Source organism: Paraburkholderia xenovorans LB400, assembly GCF_000013645.1.
GTDB lineage: Bacteria > Pseudomonadota > Gammaproteobacteria > Burkholderiales > Burkholderiaceae > Paraburkholderia > Paraburkholderia xenovorans.
Window position 1 is genome coordinate 3,523,649 of record NC_007951.1, and the last position, 17,286, is coordinate 3,540,934.

14 protein-coding genes and 1 tRNA gene are annotated in these 17,286 nt (G+C 62.5%); 5 read left to right on the forward strand and 10 right to left on the reverse strand.

Annotation, left to right across the window (positions count from 1 at the left end; all coding sequences use genetic code 11):
- Nucleotides 1–10: 10 nt before the first annotated feature.
- The 3 genes from folP to BXE_RS15670 form a co-directional block, all read right to left on the reverse strand.
- Nucleotides 11–823, reverse strand: coding sequence for a dihydropteroate synthase (folP, locus tag BXE_RS15660; protein WP_011489248.1), 813 nt, complete (start codon nt 821–823; stop codon nt 11–13).
- A 169-nt stretch (nt 824–992) separates the two neighbouring features.
- Complete coding sequence (gene ftsH, locus BXE_RS15665) at nt 993–2,882, reverse strand: ATP-dependent zinc metalloprotease FtsH (RefSeq protein ID WP_007181019.1); 1,890 nt, start codon at nt 2,880–2,882, stop codon at nt 993–995.
- 189 nt (nt 2,883–3,071) lie between these two features.
- Entirely contained in the window at nt 3,072–3,734 is a 663-nt protein-coding gene (locus BXE_RS15670; RefSeq protein WP_011489249.1) for an RlmE family RNA methyltransferase, read from the reverse strand.
- Between the two features lie 202 nt (nt 3,735–3,936).
- Between BXE_RS15670 and BXE_RS15675 the strand changes: the two genes are divergently transcribed.
- Entirely contained in the window at nt 3,937–4,464 is a 528-nt protein-coding gene (locus tag BXE_RS15675; RefSeq protein WP_011489250.1) for a YhbY family RNA-binding protein, read from the forward strand.
- Between the two features lie 141 nt (nt 4,465–4,605).
- Here the strand turns inward: BXE_RS15675 and BXE_RS15680 are convergent, their stop codons facing one another.
- The 7 genes from BXE_RS15680 to gloB all read right to left on the reverse strand — a co-directional run bounded on the left by BXE_RS15680 (nt 4,606) and on the right by gloB (nt 14,953).
- On the reverse strand, nt 4,606–5,115 hold the full coding sequence (locus BXE_RS15680) for a DUF4149 domain-containing protein (protein ID WP_011489251.1): 510 nt from the start codon (nt 5,113–5,115) through the stop codon (nt 4,606–4,608).
- Nucleotides 5,116–5,135: 20 nt separating this feature from the next.
- Nucleotides 5,136–5,612, reverse strand: a complete 477-nt coding sequence (gene greA, locus BXE_RS15685) for a transcription elongation factor GreA (protein ID WP_007181015.1) — start codon at nt 5,610–5,612, stop codon at nt 5,136–5,138.
- A gap of 151 nt (nt 5,613–5,763) precedes the next feature.
- A complete protein-coding gene (carB, locus tag BXE_RS15690) occupies nt 5,764–9,018 on the reverse strand; it encodes a carbamoyl-phosphate synthase large subunit (RefSeq protein WP_011489253.1) in 3,255 nt (1,084 codons plus the stop codon).
- A gap of 171 nt (nt 9,019–9,189) precedes the next feature.
- Entirely contained in the window at nt 9,190–10,344 is a 1,155-nt protein-coding gene (gene carA, locus BXE_RS15695) for a glutamine-hydrolyzing carbamoyl-phosphate synthase small subunit (protein ID WP_038457568.1), read from the reverse strand.
- A gap of 513 nt (nt 10,345–10,857) precedes the next feature.
- Nucleotides 10,858–12,099 carry an MFS transporter gene (locus BXE_RS15700; RefSeq protein WP_011489255.1) on the reverse strand — a complete coding sequence of 414 codons (1,242 nt, stop codon included), beginning with the start codon at nt 12,097–12,099 and terminating at the stop codon, nt 10,858–10,860.
- A gap of 211 nt (nt 12,100–12,310) precedes the next feature.
- The gene (locus BXE_RS15705; protein WP_011489256.1) at nt 12,311–14,005 is read right to left on the reverse strand and encodes a transglycosylase SLT domain-containing protein; all 1,695 of its coding nucleotides are present in this window, start codon (nt 14,003–14,005) and stop codon (nt 12,311–12,313) included.
- 156 nt (nt 14,006–14,161) lie between these two features.
- Nucleotides 14,162–14,953 carry a hydroxyacylglutathione hydrolase gene (gloB, locus tag BXE_RS15710; protein WP_011489257.1) on the reverse strand — a complete coding sequence of 264 codons (792 nt, stop codon included), beginning with the start codon at nt 14,951–14,953 and terminating at the stop codon, nt 14,162–14,164.
- 19 nt (nt 14,954–14,972) lie between these two features.
- Here gloB and BXE_RS15715 point away from each other — a divergent pair, with 19 nt between their 5' ends.
- The 4 genes from BXE_RS15715 (at nt 14,973) to BXE_RS15730 (ending at nt 17,221) form a co-directional block, all read left to right on the forward strand.
- Nucleotides 14,973–15,842: a class I SAM-dependent methyltransferase gene (locus BXE_RS15715; RefSeq protein ID WP_011489258.1), complete on the forward strand. Its 870-nt coding sequence runs from the start codon at nt 14,973–14,975 to the stop codon at nt 15,840–15,842.
- Nucleotides 15,839–16,285, forward strand: a complete 447-nt coding sequence (rnhA, locus tag BXE_RS15720; protein WP_007181008.1) for a ribonuclease HI — start codon at nt 15,839–15,841, stop codon at nt 16,283–16,285. The genes BXE_RS15715 and rnhA overlap by 4 nt, the downstream gene beginning before the upstream one ends.
- A gap of 78 nt (nt 16,286–16,363) precedes the next feature.
- Complete coding sequence (dnaQ, locus tag BXE_RS15725) at nt 16,364–17,098, forward strand: DNA polymerase III subunit epsilon (protein WP_011489259.1); 735 nt, start codon at nt 16,364–16,366, stop codon at nt 17,096–17,098.
- A 48-nt stretch (nt 17,099–17,146) separates the two neighbouring features.
- Nucleotides 17,147–17,221 (forward strand) — tRNA-Val (locus BXE_RS15730).
- Nucleotides 17,222–17,286: the final 65 nt, after the last annotated feature.

The window sequence follows — 17,286 nt, forward strand, 5'->3', positions numbered from 1 at the left end:
GCTTATAGGCTCAACCGCGCGCGCGGCTGTGATTCGCCGCTTCGCGCATGGCTGCCCAGACTTTCAATGCATCTACTGTTTGCGCGACATCGTGCACGCGCAGAATCGCAGCGCCCCGTTCAGCGGCGCACACCGCCGCCGCAATACTGCCCGCAACGCGTTCCGGCGCCGCGCGTCCCACCACTGCGCCGATCATCGACTTGCGCGACATGCCAGCAAGAATCGGATACGGCGGCTCGGCTCGCGGTGCCGTATCCGGCAGGTTCGCAAGCAGCGCGTAATTATGTTCGACCACGGCCTTGCCGAAGCCGAAACCCGGATCCACGCTAATACGGGCGCGCGCGACGCCCGCCTGCTGAAGCGCGGCGACCCGCTCCTCGAGAAAATCCCGCACCGCGCTCACCACGTCGTCATAGACAGGCTCGCCGAGCTGCATGGTTTGCGGCTCGCCAAGCATATGCATGACGCACAGACCACATTCGCTGTCGCGCACGGCGTCGATTGCGCCGGGCATCCGGAAGCCCCAGATGTCGTTGATCAGATCGGCGCCGGCGGCCAATGCGTGGCGCATCACTTCGGGCTTGTAGGTGTCGACCGACAGCGGCACATTCGCGCCGCGCAATTGCTCGACGAGCGGAATCACCCGCTCCAGTTCTTCGTTGAGCGGCACCGGCGGCGCGCCCGGCCGCGTCGATTCGCCGCCGATGTCGATGATGTCCGCGCCGTCGAGCATCATACGCTCGGCCTGGCGCAACGCATCGCCGCGCATCGCGTATTGGCCGCCGTCGGAAAAAGAATCAGGTGTGACGTTCAGAATGCCCATAACCAACGGGCGTTCAAAGCTCAGTTTGAATCGACCGCACTGTAACGGTTGGGGAATAGGCAGAGAAGGGAATTCGACTTTCGACACGTGGCGGTGTTTCGCGCAAACGGATAAATGCAAAACGGGCCGGTGTGAAACACACCGGCCCGCACTTTCTACTGGTCGCCGATCAGGCCGGCGCCGTTGCGCTACCGGGCTTGACCTCGGTACCCGGGCTGCCGCCCGACGAGGCGTCGGTTGCCGACGGCGTCGAACTCTTCGGCGAACGCGGCGGACGGCCGGCCATGATGTCGTTGATCTGATCGGCGTCGATCGTTTCCCACTCCATCAGCGCGGCGGTCATTGCTTCGACCTTGTCGCGGTTTTCGTCCAGCAGGCGCTTCGCGAGGTTGTACTGCTCGTCCAGCACGCGGCGGATTTCGGCGTCGACCTTCTGCTGCGTCGCTTCCGAAATGGTGCGCGTGAAACCACGCCCGAACGGCGTTGCGTCGTTTTCGTCGTCGACGTAGACCATCGGTCCAAGTGCGTCCGTCATACCAAAGCGAGCCACCATTGCACGCGCCGTTTGCGTCGCCTTGTTGAAGTCGTCCGACGCGCCGGTGCTGATCAGGTTCAGGAACAATTCTTCCGCCACGCGGCCACCGAACAGGATCGCAAGCCGATCCAGCAGGTAGTCCTTCGAATACGTTTCGTTGTCATGCTCCGGCAACTGCCACGTCACACCCAGCGCACGACCGCGCGGAATGATCGTGACCTTGTGCACCGGATCGGCCTTCGGCAACAGCTTGGCGATCACCGCATGACCCGACTCGTGGTACGCCGTGGCACGCTTCGATTCTTCGCGGATCACGGCCGACTTGCGCTCCGGACCCATGAAGATCTTGTCCTTCGCGTCTTCGAAGTCCGTCATTTCGACGATCCGCTTGCCGCGGCGAGCCGCGAACAATGCCGCTTCGTTCACGAGGTTCGCGAGATCGGCGCCCGAGAAACCCGGGGTGCCGCGCGCGATCACCGCTGCGTCGACGTCGTTCGAGATCGGCACCTTGCGCAGATGGACTTTCATGATGTGTTCGCGACCGCGGATATCCGGCAGACCGACGTACACCTGACGGTCGAAACGGCCCGGACGCAACAGCGCCTTGTCGAGCACGTCCGAACGGTTCGTTGCAGCGATCACGATAACACCCGAGTTCGCTTCGAAGCCGTCCATCTCGACCAGCATCTGGTTCAGCGTCTGTTCACGTTCGTCATTACCGCCGCCCATGCCGGCGCCGCGATGACGGCCGACCGCGTCGATTTCGTCGATGAACACGATGCACGGCGCGTGCTTCTTGGCCTGTTCGAACATATCGCGAACCCGAGCCGCGCCAACACCGACGAACATTTCGACGAAGTCCGAACCCGAGATGCTGAAGAACGGCACTTTCGCCTCGCCAGCGATGGCGCGCGCCAACAGCGTCTTACCGGTTCCCGGCGGGCCAACCAGCAGCACGCCGCGCGGAATACGTCCGCCCAGTTTCTGAAATTTCTGCGGATCGCGCAGGAAGTCGACCAGTTCGGAGACTTCTTCCTTGGCCTCGTCGCAACCGGCGACGTCGGTGAAATTGATTGCGTTGTTGTTTTCGTCGATCAGACGTGCACGGGATTTACCGAACGAGAACGCACCGCCTTTCCCGCCTCCCTGCATCTGTCGCATCATGTAGAACCAGAAACCGATGATCAGGATCGTCGGTCCGAGGTAGTACAGCGCGGACACCAGCGCATTGGGTTCGTCATCAGCCTTGCCGCTCACCTGAACGCCATACTTCATCAGATCGCCGACCATCCAGATGTCGCCGGGCGACACGATCTGGTACTTCTGGCCGTCTGCTGGAGTGACCGTGAGGTTCCGCCCCTGGACAATGACGTTCTTGACTTTGCCGTTCTTTGCGTCGTCCATGAACTGCGAATAGGAAACGCCTTCCTGGACACGGGGCTTGTCGAACTGCTTGAACACCGTAAACAGCACCAGTGCGATAACCAGCCACACTGCTGCTTTCGAAAACATATTGTTGTTCAAAGCACCACTCCTTCACTTAGACGGGCGCCTACATTTGCCTTGCGGCACCACGAAAGCATTCTAATCCAGTCCGCAGACCCCTGCCATAAGGTTTCACTACCACAGAAATAGGACAACGTGCCATTGCAGCACCCTTTTCCAAGGCCGTGGTCGCATTAACGGCAGATGCGGAACCTTCCTGCAGCGCGCCTATGCGGGCCGCTTGAGATGCTTACCCAAAATAAACGTTTCTGACGATTTATCCCGCGACGCTTTCGGCTTGCGGGCCGCCACCACCCTGAACTGACGCTTGAACTTTTCGACAATCTGGCTGTAACCGCTGCCGTGAAAGCATTTGACTAAAAGGGCACCATCCGGTTTCAGGTGGTTTTGCGAGAATTCCAGTGCGAGATCACAAAGATGCTCGATCCGCGCGGCATCCGCCACCGCCACTCCCGACAGGTTGGGAGCCATATCCGAAATTACAAGGTCAACCTGGCGTTCTCCGACCAATTCTTCCAGTTGCGCGATAACCGAGTCTTCGCGGAAGTCGCCCTGAATGAAGTGGACGTCGGCGATCGGCTCCATTGGCAGCAGGTCCAGCGCGATGATCGTGCCGTCGATCCCGCCTTCGCGCTCGGCGTCGCGCTGGGCGCCTTTGGCAAGCTTGTTGCGCGCGTACTGGCTCCAGCTGCCCGGCGTCGAGCCGAGGTCGACGATGACCTGCCCCGCGCGGATCAGCTTGTCCTGTTCGTCGATTTCCTTGAGCTTGTAGGCTGCACGGGCGCGATAGCCTTCCCGCTGCGCCATTTTCACGTACGGATCGTTGATGTGGTCATGCAGCCACGCGGTATTGAACTTGTTTTTTGCCATTAAACGTTGAACTCTTGCTGCGTGACGTCACGCTTTAGCGGATAATACGCGGTTAATTCGCGCGGCCACCGCCAAAACTGGCGGCCATCCGCGATTCTGTTGTTCTGACGCGCCGCCCTGCCGGATCGCCTCGAATCAAGTCAATCGAATGACTGAACGGGGGACGCAGGTGCCGCCATTTTAGTCGAGTCTCCCACTTTCCATGCCCGCCCTCAAAGTCTCTTCCGATCAACGCGCCGAGTTGCGCTCCCAGGCACATGCGCTCAAACCGGTCGTACTCGTCGGCGCCGAAGGTTTGACAGACGCTGTGCTCTCCGAGATCAAGGTTCACCTTGGCGCTCATCAGCTCATCAAAATCCGCGTGTTCGGCGACGAACGCGAAGCACGCCTTGCAATCTATGAAGAAATCTGTGACAAGCTGAACGCCGCGCCGATCCAGCATATCGGCAAGCTGCTGGTGATCTGGAAGCCGGAAGCCGCACAACCGGCGGTGAAGGCCAAACGCGGCGCGCTGCCGAGCGCGCGCGAAGCCGCTGTGGAAGCCAAACCCGGCAAGGGCCGCGCGCCGCGCGTCGTGACGGTGGTGAAGCCCAGCGAAATCCCGATGCGCAAACCCAAGGCCAAAGCGGTCGTGGTGCGCGGCAATGAACGGGTGACTCAAGGCGGCAACATCAAGCGCGCCAAGAAGCGCCAAACCAGCGCAAAGCGCGCGCATCAGTCGTCGAAGTAAGCGAAAGATGTTGGGTGCGGACAGGTTCCGCACCTCGGCGTGGACTGCTAGCCAGCCGGAACCTGCAAGCTCAACATTGCTCAGGAAAACCGCCAAGGCGATTTGTACGCAAGCCGGAGAGCCTCCCGCCGGTCAGCCGTGCTAGCCCGTGACCTTGCCCGCCGTGCCGCTAGCACCGTGCTCCGCCGCCGCAACACCCGCACCCGCAGGTAACTTCCACACCAGCGCCACGCCCAGCAGGCTTTCGATCAGATAGAACAGACTCGACACGCCATGCAGGATGCCAAAGCGCGTCGCATAGGCCGAATGCCCTACGTCGCTGCCCGCTTCGAGCGCGGCAATGCGCATTGCATTCATGAATGGCTGCAACGCGAAGTAGCCGACCAGCACACACACCAGCATGCCGGCGATCAACCAGCGCAACCGGCGATAGGCGTCACCACCGCGGCGAACCAGTACGTTCGCGAGACCCAGCAGCAAAATGCCGCACACCGCACCGAGCACCCCTTCAATGCGGAACAGTTGCGCCGCGACCGCGCCGGCCGTCATCCGGTCGAGCGAGGTGAACAGCACGGGCGCGACGGCATAGCCGATGGTCAGCAGACTGCCGACCCATACCACCGTCAATAACCGGAACAGTCGATGTGGCATCTGGGGCACCAGCGGCGCGTTCAAACGTAGCTGACCGCGATGATTTCGTATTCGCGCACGCCGCCCGGTGCCTGCACCGACGCAACGTCGCCCTCCGACTTGCCGATCAGGGCGCGCGCAATCGGCGAGCTGATCGAGATCAGGCCGTGGTCGATATCCGCTTCGTCGTCGCCGACGATCTGATATTTGACGGACGCACCCGAATTCAGGTCTTCCAGCTCCACCGTTGCACCGAACACCACGCGACCATCCGCCTCCACCGCCGCCGGATCGATCACCTGCGCGCCGGCCAGCTTGGATTCGATCTCGGCGATCCGGCCTTCGATAAAGCCCTGCTTTTCCTTCGCCGCGTCGTATTCCGCGTTTTCCGACAGATCGCCCTGGGCACGCGCTTCCGCGATCGAATTGATCACCGAGGGACGCTCAACCGATTTCAGGCGCTGCAATTCATCGCGCAACATTTCCGCGCCGCGCTTAGTCAATGGAACAGTGCTCATAAACAACTCTATGCAAAAAACAGCCGTAAAAAAAATCACCGCGGTTAAGTGCATTCCGCGGGGGCCAGAGCACCGGGCAAAACCCGGCGCCAAGCACCTGCGGAACGCCGCTTAACCGCGGCACTTACATCTTGGACAGGTATTCGAAGCCTTAGTTTAGGCGAGCGTGCAGGCCTTGTAAATCATAGACTTCCAGGTCTTTCAAATAGCGCAAACCTTCAACAGCGGCACGCGCGCCGGACATGGTCGTGTAATACGTGACCTTGTTCGCCTGCGCGCTCATGCGGATCGAACGCGAGTCGGCGATCGCGGCGCGGGTTTCGTCGACGGTCGTGAAGACCAGCGCGATTTCCCCGTTCTTGATCATGTCGACGATGTGCGGACGGCCGTCCTTCACCTTGTTGACGACCTTGACCGGCACGCCGGCCGCTTCGATGGCGGCGGCCGTGCCCTTGGTCGCGACGAGCGGATAACCGAGTTCGTGCAGCATACGCGCGACTTCGACGGCCTTCGGCTTGTCGGCGTCCATCACGGTCAGCAGCACCGTGCCCGACTCCGGCAAACGCGAACCCGCGGCGAGCTGCGATTTGAACAACGCTTCGCCAAAGGTTTGACCCACGCCCATCACCTCGCCGGTCGAACGCATTTCCGGTCCGAGCACCGGATCGACTGCCGGGAACTTGACGAACGGGAACACGGCTTCCTTCACGCTGAAGTACGGCGGATCGATTTCCTTCGTCACGCCTTGCTGCGCGAGCGTCTGGCCGACCATCGCGCGCGCCGCGATCTTCGCGAGCGGCAGGCTGGTCGCCTTCGACACGTACGGCACCGTACGCGAGGCGCGCGGGTTCACTTCGAGCACGTAAATGACGTCTTCTTTCGAACCGTCCGCCTGCGGCACCTGCTGGATCGCAAACTGCACGTTCATCAGTCCGATCACGTTCAGCGCCTTCGCCATCGCGCCGGTTTGACGCTTCAACTCAGCCACGGTTTCCTTCGACAGCGAATACGGCGGCAGCGAGCACGCCGAGTCGCCCGAGTGCACGCCGGCCTGTTCGATGTGTTCCATCACGCCGCCGATGAACACGGCTTCACCGTCGGAGATGCAATCCACGTCGCATTCGATCGCGTCGTTCAGGAAGCGGTCAAGCAGCACCGGCGAGTCGTTCGACACCTTCACGGCCTCGCGCATATAGCGCTCGAGGTCGCGCGGCTCGTGGACGATCTCCATTGCGCGGCCGCCCAGCACGTACGACGGACGCACCACCAGCGGATAGCCGATTTCGTCGGCGAGCTTGAGCGCTTCGTCTTCGGCGCGCGCGGTGCGGTTCGGCGGCTGACGCAAGCCGAGGTCCTGCAGCAGCTTCTGGAAACGCTCGCGGTCTTCCGCGGCATCGATCATGTCCGGCGACGTGCCGACGATCGGCACGCCGTTCGCTTCGAGATCGAGCGCGAGCTTCAGCGGCGTCTGACCGCCGTATTGCACGATCACGCCGACCGGCTTTTCCTTGTCGACGATTTCGAGCACGTCTTCGAGCGTCAGCGATTCGAAGTACAGACGATCGGACGTGTCGTAGTCGGTCGAAACGGTTTCAGGGTTGCAGTTGACCATGATCGTTTCGTAGCCGTCTTCGCGCATGGCGAGCGCGGCGTGCACGCAGCAGTAGTCGAACTCGATGCCCTGGCCGATCCGGTTCGGGCCGCCGCCGAGCACCATGATCTTTTTGTTGTTCGTCGGGTTCGCTTCGCACTCTTCCTCGTAGGTCGAGTACATGTAGGCGGTTTTCGTGGCGAACTCGGCCGCGCAGGTGTCGACGCGCTTGTACACCGGACGCACGTTCAGCTCGATACGGCGTTGGCGCACTTGCGCCGGCTTCGCGCCAAGCAACTTCGCGAGACGCCGATCCGAGAAGCCGCTCTGCTTCAGATACTTCAGCTCTTCCTTCGAAAGGCTCGCGAGCGTGCGGCCAGCCAGCGCCTTTTCCTTCAGGATGATCTGTTCGATCTGCGCGAGGAACCACGGGTCGATCGAGGTTTCTTCGAAAATCTCTTCGGCCGTCATGCCGACACGGAACGCGTCGCCCACGTACCAGATGCGATCCGGACCGGCTTCGCCGATCTCGCGGATGATCTCGTCGCGGTTATCGGTCTTTTCGTCCAGACCGTCCACGCCGACTTCCAGACCGCGCAGCGCCTTCTGGAACGACTCCTGGAAGGTGCGGCCAATCGCCATCACTTCGCCGACCGACTTCATCTGCGTGGTCAGACGCGAATCGGCTTCGCGGAATTTTTCGAACGCGAAACGCGGAATCTTGGTGACGACATAGTCGATGGTCGGTTCGAAAGACGCCGGGGTCTGACCGCCGGTGATTTCGTTCTTCAGCTCGTCCAGCGTGTAGCCGACCGCAAGCTTGGCCGCGACCTTGGCGATCGGGAAGCCGGTTGCCTTCGAAGCCAAAGCCGACGAACGCGACACACGCGGATTCATTTCGATCACGATCATCCGGCCGTCTTTCGGATTGATCGAGAACTGCACGTTCGAGCCGCCGGTGTCGACACCGATCTCGCGCAGCACCGCGAGCGATGCGTTACGCAGAACCTGATATTCCTTGTCGGTGAGCGTTTGCGCCGGCGCGACGGTGATCGAGTCGCCCGTGTGGATGCCCATCGGATCCAGGTTTTCGATCGAGCAGACGATGATGCAGTTGTCCTTTTTGTCGCGGACCACTTCCATCTCGTACTCTTTCCAGCCGAGCAGCGACTCTTCGATCAGCAGCTCGCGCGTGGGCGACAGGTCGAGACCGCGCTTGCAGATCTCTTCGAACTCGTCGCGGTTATACGCGATGCCGCCGCCCGAGCCGCCCAGCGTGAACGACGGACGAATCACGACCGGATAGCCGCCGCTGCCCGTTTGCGAAGCGATGTCCGCTTGCACGGCGAGCGCCTCTTCCATGGAATGCGCGGTGCCCGATTTGGCCGAACCGAGGCCGATCCTGGTCATCGCGTCCTTGAACTTCTGACGGTCTTCCGCCTTGTCGATCGCTTCCGGCGAGGCGCCGATCAGCTCGACCTTGTACTTCTCCAGCACGCCGTGCGCGTGCAGATCGAGCGCGCAGTTCAGCGCGGTCTGGCCGCCCATCGTCGGCAGGATCGCGTCCGGGCGCTCCTTCGCGATGATGCGCTCGACCACTTCCCACGTGATCGGCTCGATGTAGGTCACGTCGGCCGTGTTCGGGTCGGTCATGATCGTCGCCGGATTGCTGTTGACGAGAATGACCTTGTAGCCTTCCTCACGCAGCGCCTTGCATGCCTGCGCGCCCGAGTAGTCGAACTCGCACGCCTGGCCGATGATGATCGGACCCGCGCCGATGATGAGGATGCTCTTGATGTCTGTCCGCTTGGGCATAACGCTCTCGCTAATGTATTCCTGAATTCTTTCCGTCGGCGCGCGTCGCTGCTACGTTGCGCGCGCTCTGCTCTGTCTGGTCCGGCTCGCCGCGTGTGCGTCGCTCGTGCGCCGCTTCCGCGCCGCGTGTTGATCGATCACGCGCGGCGCGAGCCGTGCGCTGCCGGGACTTTATGCCGCTGCGGTCTTGCCGGCCTTCTTCGTGTCCATCAACGCCGTGAAGCGGTCGAACAGATAGGCGATGTCATGCGGACCGGGCGACGCTTCCGGGTGACCCTGGAAGCAGAACGCCGGCTTGTCGGTCAGCGTGAAGCCCTGCAGCGTGCCGTCGAACAGCGAAACATGCGTGACGCGGGCATTGGCGGGCAGCGTGTCGGCATCGACCGCGAAGCCGTGGTTCTGCGACGTGATCACCACGCGGCCGTCGTCCAGATCTTTCACCGGATGGTTCGCGCCGTGGTGGCCGGTCTTCATCTTCATGGTTTTGGCGCCGACCGCGAGGCCCATGATCTGATGGCCGAGGCAGATGCCGAAGGTCGGAATGCCGCGGTCGATCAGTTCCTTCGTGGCGCGGATCGCGTAGTCGCACGGTTCCGGATCGCCCGGGCCGTTCGACAGGAAGACGCCGTCCGGATTGAGTGCCAGCGCGTCGGCGGCGGAAGCTTCCGCCGGCAGCACGGTGACGTGACAGCCGCGTTCGGCGAGCATGCGCAGGATGTTGTACTTGACGCCGTAGTCGAACGCCACCACGCGGTACTTCGGCGCATTCTGCGTGCCGTAGCCGCTGCCCAGCCGCCATTCGGTCTGGGTCCATTCATAGGACTCCTTCGTCGACACGACCTTCGCGAGGTCCATGCCCGAAAGGCCCGGGAACGAGCGAGCGAGTTCGATGGCGCGAGCTTCATCGTCCGAACCGGCGAGGATCGCGCCGTTCTGCGCGCCCTTGTCGCGCAGAACGCGGGTCAGCATGCGGGTATCGAGGCCGGCGATGGCGACCACGCCTTCGTCCTGCAGGTATTGCTGGAGCGTGCGCTCCATGCGGAAGTTCGACGCGAGAACCGGCAGATCACGAATGATCAGGCCGGCGGCATGGACTTTCGCCGCTTCGACGTCTTCGGCATTCACGCCGACGTTGCCGATATGCGGATACGTGAGGGTCACGATCTGGCGCGCGTAGCTCGGGTCAGTCAGGATTTCCTGATAGCCGGTGATAGCGGTGTTGAACACGACTTCGCCGATGGTATGCCCGGGGGCGCCGATCGAGTAACCACGAAAGACCGTGCCGTCGGCGAGCGCGAGCAGAGCGGGAGAAAATGACGGCAACACGGGAGACTCCTTGGGGAACACCCTGTTGCCGACCTGTCTATCCGACTGCGAGCCGCAGCGAAACGCATCCACGGGATGCGCGCGCAGACTCGCTCGCGAACTGCCGTTGACGTTGCAAAGGGCGCGATGGGTCCATTGTGTGGACGGATCGGCTGGGAACGGGTCCCCGGGCCCTGCTTGCTACGCCAGTGGCGCGCGGCGGATGAACGGTATGGGAGAGGTAGGCGCTAGGGTGCGGGTTGATAAGCTCAAACCTTGAAATTATAGCGTGAAACTGCCCTTCCTTCCAAATCCGAGATGGCATGCGCGCGTGGGAAGGCCTCGCTCAAAGTCGCTCAAAGCCCCGCTGCGACTGGCGCCGCTGGCGCTGGACTTCGTTTCCACTGGCTCGAATCGGGATAGCGCAAGCCAGGCGGTAACGACCGCCCAGACAGCCTCGGCGGAGTGCTCGCGACCCGCGGAAACGACTCGCCAGGCGGCATCAGGACGGGCGCGAGACAGCTTCGCGCAAGCTCAGGCACTTTGTTCCGCGTGGGCTTCGGCCGGCCGAACCAGCTTGCGGCCAGGCAAAACGTACCAGACCGCGCTCAACACCTGCAGCACGACCAGAATGCCCCAGGCGCTCAAATGCGCGGCCGCCGGATAATGGCCACCGCTCGCGGGCCAATGCGACAGCACGGCACCCACGCCGATCTGGAAGCCGAAAATCAGCAGGAAGATCAGTAACGTGAGCGTGGTATTGACCCGGCCGATCATCTGCGCCGGGAAGTGCCGGGCCATTACCGCGTAGCTGAGAATGCCGGTGCCGCCGAAAATCCCGTACGCCGCCCACAGAAGCGCCGCGGGCAGCGGCGCCTTGAACATGATCAGCAACTGCGTCACAACGAACAGCGCCATACCGACGCCGCAAAACGCATAGAGCGAGATGCCGCGCCGCTCGAGACTGCGCGCCGCCGCGCCGAAACTCACGCAACCGGCCATCATCGCGAAGCCGAGAACCGAGACGAGCGCCGCGGCTTCGCGCGGCTCGAAACCCTGCACGTCACGCAGCCACGCACCGACCCAGAGCGACTGCATCGCATAGAAGACGCCTTGCGTGACGACCGAGAACGACGCGATCTTCCAGAACGCCGCGCTGCGCAAGATATGCAGCGTGCCTTTGAACTGCGCGCCGAGACCGGCCTGGTGATGCGTTTCCTTCGTGTCCGGCGCGAGCGTCCATTGCGCCAGCGCGACCAGCACGGTCAGCAAGCCCAACCCGACGCAGACGGTCCGCCAGCTCGCGAACGTCAACACCCACGTCAGCGGCGAGCCGACCATCACGCCGCCGAAGCCGCCGATCGCCATCACCAGTCCGTTCATCAGCGGCAGGCGCGCCGGCGCGAAATGCTGGGCCAATGCCTTGAACGCAGCGCCAAGACAGACAGAGACGCCGATGCCGATCAGCAGGCGCCCCACCATCATCATGCCGACGCCTTGCGCGGCGCCGAACACCCAGATGCCGAGCGCGGCAAACAGCAGCGTGGCGGCCGTGACCCGGCGCGTGCCGAAGTGATCGAGCAGCACACCGGCCGGAATCTGCGCACCCGCGAAGCCGAGAAAGTAGAGACTGGTGAGGAGCCCCAGATCCGCAGCCGAGAGGCCGAGATCATGGGTAATGAACGGCGCGAAGCCAAGGTTGACGCCACGGAACACGTAGGAAACGAAATAACCGGCGGAGAACAGCAGGAAGACACGCAACTGGGTCGACGACATGAGCTTTTGAATTGGGCGGCTGGCCGAATCGGTTTGACCAAAGCACGAAAGATAAAGCAAAAGCGTCGGCTTTACCTGAAACGCTCTGCACAATGAAAAACGCCGTCACCACAAGTGACGGCGTTGGAAAAAGCACGGTGCGTGATCGGAGCGCGATTCATGCGCTGCCCCCGCAGCGCATGTGGTCACTACCGTGTGAGCCGCTGTTGGTCTACTTACCCTTCTTTGCGTTGGCCGCGGTTTTTGGGCGGCTCTCAGCCGCAGCCTTCGGCGCCTTGCTGGACGTGGAGCCCGATACCTTGGTCACCTTGCCCTTACTGGCGCTCGACGCTGCCGGCTTGCTGAGCTTGCCCACCGGCTCGGAAACCTTCACCACGCCTGACCGGCCACGACCCTTGCGGTTATCGTAGCGCGAATTGCTTCTCGTGTCCGCGACACGGGTGCCGATCTTCTCGACGCCGCCGCCCTGCACGTCTGTCGCAATACGCTCGGGACCCGGCTCGCTCGGCATGGCCTTGCCGACCGGCACGTGCAGCACGATCACCTGGCCGCGCGACACGCTGTCCCGATGAGTGCGGTTCCATGCCTTCAACTGACCGATCGACACGCCGTAACGCACGGCAATGGCGGCCATGCTCTGATTGCGGCGCACACGGATCAGCATCTTGCGGGTATCGGGGACGTCGGGCTCCATCGCCAGCACGGCGCTTTCAGCCACGTCGGCGCTGATGTCTTCGTCGTCGTCCGAACCGCGCGGCACCACGATCGTGGAGCCGGGTTTCAAACGCATGCCGACCGGAATCTTGTTCACTTCCATCAGCGTGTCGGCATCGACCCCGATCTTCTGCGCGATCGCCGCCGGCGCCGCGCGCTCGGTGACCGTATAGGTGGTCCACGACGACAGGGAGCCGGAGTAGGTCTTCAGATTGCGTTCGAACGCGCTCGCGTTGTCGAACGGCAGCAGAATCTGCGGCTGCGTGGCGCCGAGAATCACCGGCTTTCTGAACGACGGGTTCAACGAGCGGAACTCGTCGGTGGAGAGATTCGCGAGCTTGGCCGCCATGTCCACGTCGATATCGTGCGAGGTGGTCACCGTCACGAAATACGGGTGGTTCGGAATGGACGGCAGCGTGAGCCCGTACATTTGCGGGTTCATCACGATGTTCTTCACCGCCTGCAGCTTGGGCACGTAGTTGCGCGTCTCGTTCGGCATGCGCAGGCTCAGGTAGTCGGTGGGCAGGCCCGCCGCCTCGTTGCGTGCGATCGCGCGCTGCACGTTGCCTTCGCCCCAGTTGTACGCCGCGAGCGCCAGTTGCCAGTCGCCGAACATGTCATGCAGACGCGACAGGTAGTCGAGCGCGGCGCTGGTGGACGCCAGCACGTCGCGGCGCTCGTCCTGCCACATATTCTGCTTGAGATTGTAGGTGCGGCCCGTGCCCGGCATGAACTGCCACATGCCGGCCGCCTTCGCTACCGACAAAGCCTGCGGGCTGTACGCCGATTCGATGAATGGCAGCAACGCGAGCTCGGTCGGCATATGACGCGCTTCGAGCTCTTCGACGATGTGGTACAGGTACTTCTGCGAGCGCTCGGTCATGCGCTGCACGTAATCGGGACGCTGCGCGTACCAGTTGACCTGCATGTCGACGAGGTCGGTTTGCAGGTCCGGCATCTGGAAACCACGGCGAATACGGCCCCAAAGATCGGCGTCAGCACTCGTCAACTGCGAGACGGAGCCTTGGTCGACATTGATCGTCTCTTTGGCGGTGGCGCTCTTGCGAAGGGCGTCAGCTACGGCTTGCTGACTGGCGGGGTTGGTTGAAGTGGAAAGGCTGCTCGTCGTTGGTCCCTGGCTCGCGCAGGCGGCGAGCGTCAGGACCAGCAACGCACTGAAGATAAATCGCATGAACGTCTCGGCTTCCACAAGGGCTGGAATTTGCAGCCGATAGTACGAAACGGCAACGTTTACGTCAATCGGAAAATTACGAAAAAATCAAGTAAATCTTGGGCTTGGCGAATTTTCCCGATTCTTCGCGTGAGGAATACCCTCATCCGGACCGGGTCAACGGAAGCGGTTTTTCCATTCGCGCATCAACGTGAAGGCCGTCAATCGATCGGGCACCTTTTCGTGCAGCTGCTCCCGCAGGCTTGCCTGCACTGCCGGATTGCCGGCACGCAAAAACGGATTCACCGCGCGTTCGTGGGCGATCGTGGTGGGCAGCGTCGGCACGCCGCGCGCGCGCAATTCCCCTGCTTTATCCCGCCAGGCTTGCAGTTCGGCGTTGGCCGGCTCGCAGGCGAGCGCGAAGCGGATATTCGACAGCGTGTACTCGTGCGCGCAATGCACCTCGGTTGCGCCGGGCAGCGCGGCGAGCGCATCCAGCGAGGCGAGCATCTGCTTCGGCGTGCCTTCGAACAGCCGGCCGCAACCGCAGGCGAACAGCGTGTCGCCGCAAAATACGTGCGGCGTGCCGCGCGGGTCCGCCGCCTGAAAATAGGCAATGTGACCGCTCGTATGGCCGGGCACGTCGAGCACGCTCAATTCGAGCGCGGGGGCCGCGATCGACACGTGATCGCCATTTTTCAGGCGGTGCGTGAGATGCTCGATCGCTTCACCGGCGGGGCCGTAGACGGGCACCGCCTGGCCATTCAGCAGATCGGCCACCCCGCCGACGTGGTCTTGATGATGGTGCGTGAGTAAAATAGCGCTCAGCCGCCAACCCCGTTTCGCCAGATAAGCTTGCACGGGGGCGGCCTCACCCGGATCGACGACTACCGCAGAGTGTCCGTCGGAAACGACCCAGATGTAATTGTCATCAAACGCCGGGACCGGTACGTACTCGAGCGCATTCATAGGCGACGCATTCTCTGATATGACTGATCGAGCGATTATAGACTGGCCCGCCTGGACCGATTCGCCGCCTGGCCGCTACGTGCTCGAGTGGGAGCAGACCCAGCTCGACCGCGTGGTGTCGGACGTGTTCGGTTACCATGCGCTGCAACTCGGCCTGCCGCAACTCGACGCCTTGCGCGAAAACCGCATGCCGTGCCGCGGGCTCGTGCTCGACGCCGCGAGCGGTGCGAGCGCGCCTTACGCATTTCCGCGCGGCGGCGCGGGGCACGCCGGCGGCAATGGCACCCGCAGCGGTTTGAACAACGGCGCCGCACAGGGCGGGCTTGCCGGCCTGCCCGCGCCGGCCGGGCGCAGCGCCGTATGGTGCGACCTGCTGGACTTGCCGTTCGAAGCACAGAGCGTCGATCTGATCGTGATGCCGCATACGCTGGAATTCACGAGCGATCCTCACCGTCTGCTACGCGAGGCCGAGCGCGTGTTGATGCCCGAAGGCCAGTTGATCATTCTCGGCTTCAATTCGCTCTCGTTATGGGGCGCTCGGCAATCGGTCGGCAAGATGACCGGCCGGCCTTTCGTGCCGGCGGCGGTCGACCTGATCGCCTTCACGCGCCTCAAAGACTGGATCAAACTGTTGGGCTTCGACCTTGAACGCGGGCGCTTCGGCTGCTATCGTCCGCCGCTCGGCAGTGAACAATGGCTGTCGCGCTACGGTTTCATGGAAGCCGCGGGCGACCGCTGGTGGCCGATTTTCGGCGCCACGTACATGATCAAGGCGATCAAGCGCGTGCGCGGCATGCGCCTCGTCGGCCCGCTGAAAGTGAAGAAACCCGTTCTCGCCGCGGGCCTCGCGCCCGCCGCCACACCGAATACACGCAACCACACTCAATGACTTCCGATCTCATCGATATTTATACCGACGGCGCCTGCAAGGGCAACCCGGGCCCCGGCGGCTGGGGCGCGTTGCTGCGCTTCGGCGACCAGGAAAAAGAACTGTTCGGCGGCGAAGCCAATACCACCAACAATCGCATGGAACTGATGGGCGTGATCGCCGCGCTCGAAGCATTGAAGCGGCCCTGCAAGGCGGTCGTGCACACCGACTCGCAATACGTGCAGAAAGGCATCAGCGAGTGGATCCACGGCTGGAAAAAGAAAGGCTGGATCACCGCCGCGAAGCAGCCGGTGAAGAACGCCGACCTGTGGAAGCGGCTCGATGCGCTCGTCGCGCAACACGAGATCGAATGGCGCTGGGTACGCGGGCACAATGGGCACCCGGAAAATGAGCGTGCCGATCAACTGGCCAATCGCGGCGTGGCGTCGCTGGCGCAGCTCTGATTTCCGCTGCGCCGGCCGCCCCGGCTCACCGCGCGCGCCACTTTTTTGCTGCAAATTTCTGAGGCAGGCTAATCCGACATGCGTCAACTCATCCTCGATACCGAAACCACCGGCCTGAATGCCCGCACCGGCGACCGGATTCTCGAACTCGGCTGTGTCGAGCTGGTGAACCGCCGGCTCACCGGCAACAACCTGCACTTCTATATCAACCCGGAACGCGACAGCGATCCGGGCGCACTGGCCGTGCACGGCCTGACCACTGAATTCCTGAGCGACAAGCCGAAGTTCGGCGAGATCGCCGACCAGTTCCGCGACTTCATTCAGGGCGCGGACCTGATCATTCACAACGCGCCGTTCGACATCGGCTTTCTGGATGTCGAATTCGCGTTGCTGGGCTTGCCGCCGGTGAGTACCTACTGCGGCGAAATCATCGATACGCTGGCGCGCGCCAAGCAGATGTTCCCCGGCAAACGCAATTCACTCGACGCACTGTGCGATCGTTTCGGCATCAGCAACGCGCACCGCACGCTGCACGGCGCGCTGCTCGACTCGGAACTGCTCGCCGAAGTCTATCTGGCGATGACGCGCGGCCAGGAAAGCCTCGTCATCGACATGCTCGGCGAATCGCACGCCGGCGGCGATGCGCGCGCACCGCGTGTCGCAATCGATTCGCTGGATCTGGTCGTCATCACCGCCAGCGACGACGAACTTGCCGCACACCAGGCGCTGCTCGACGGTCTCGACAAGGCGATCAAGGGCACAAGCGTGTGGCGCCTCGAACCGGCGCCGGCCGCGGATGAGCAGACCGCTTAAAAAGTGCTGGACGGGCACAAAAATCCCTGACATAATTCGGCTCTCTTCGGGTGGTTAGCTCAGCGGTAGAGCACTGCCTTCACACGGCAGGGGTCACTGGTTCGATCCCAGTACTACCCACCAGAATTTTGGTGTGTCGATCACCGAAGACAAAAGGGCTTACGTAGAAATGCGTAAGCCCTTTTTCA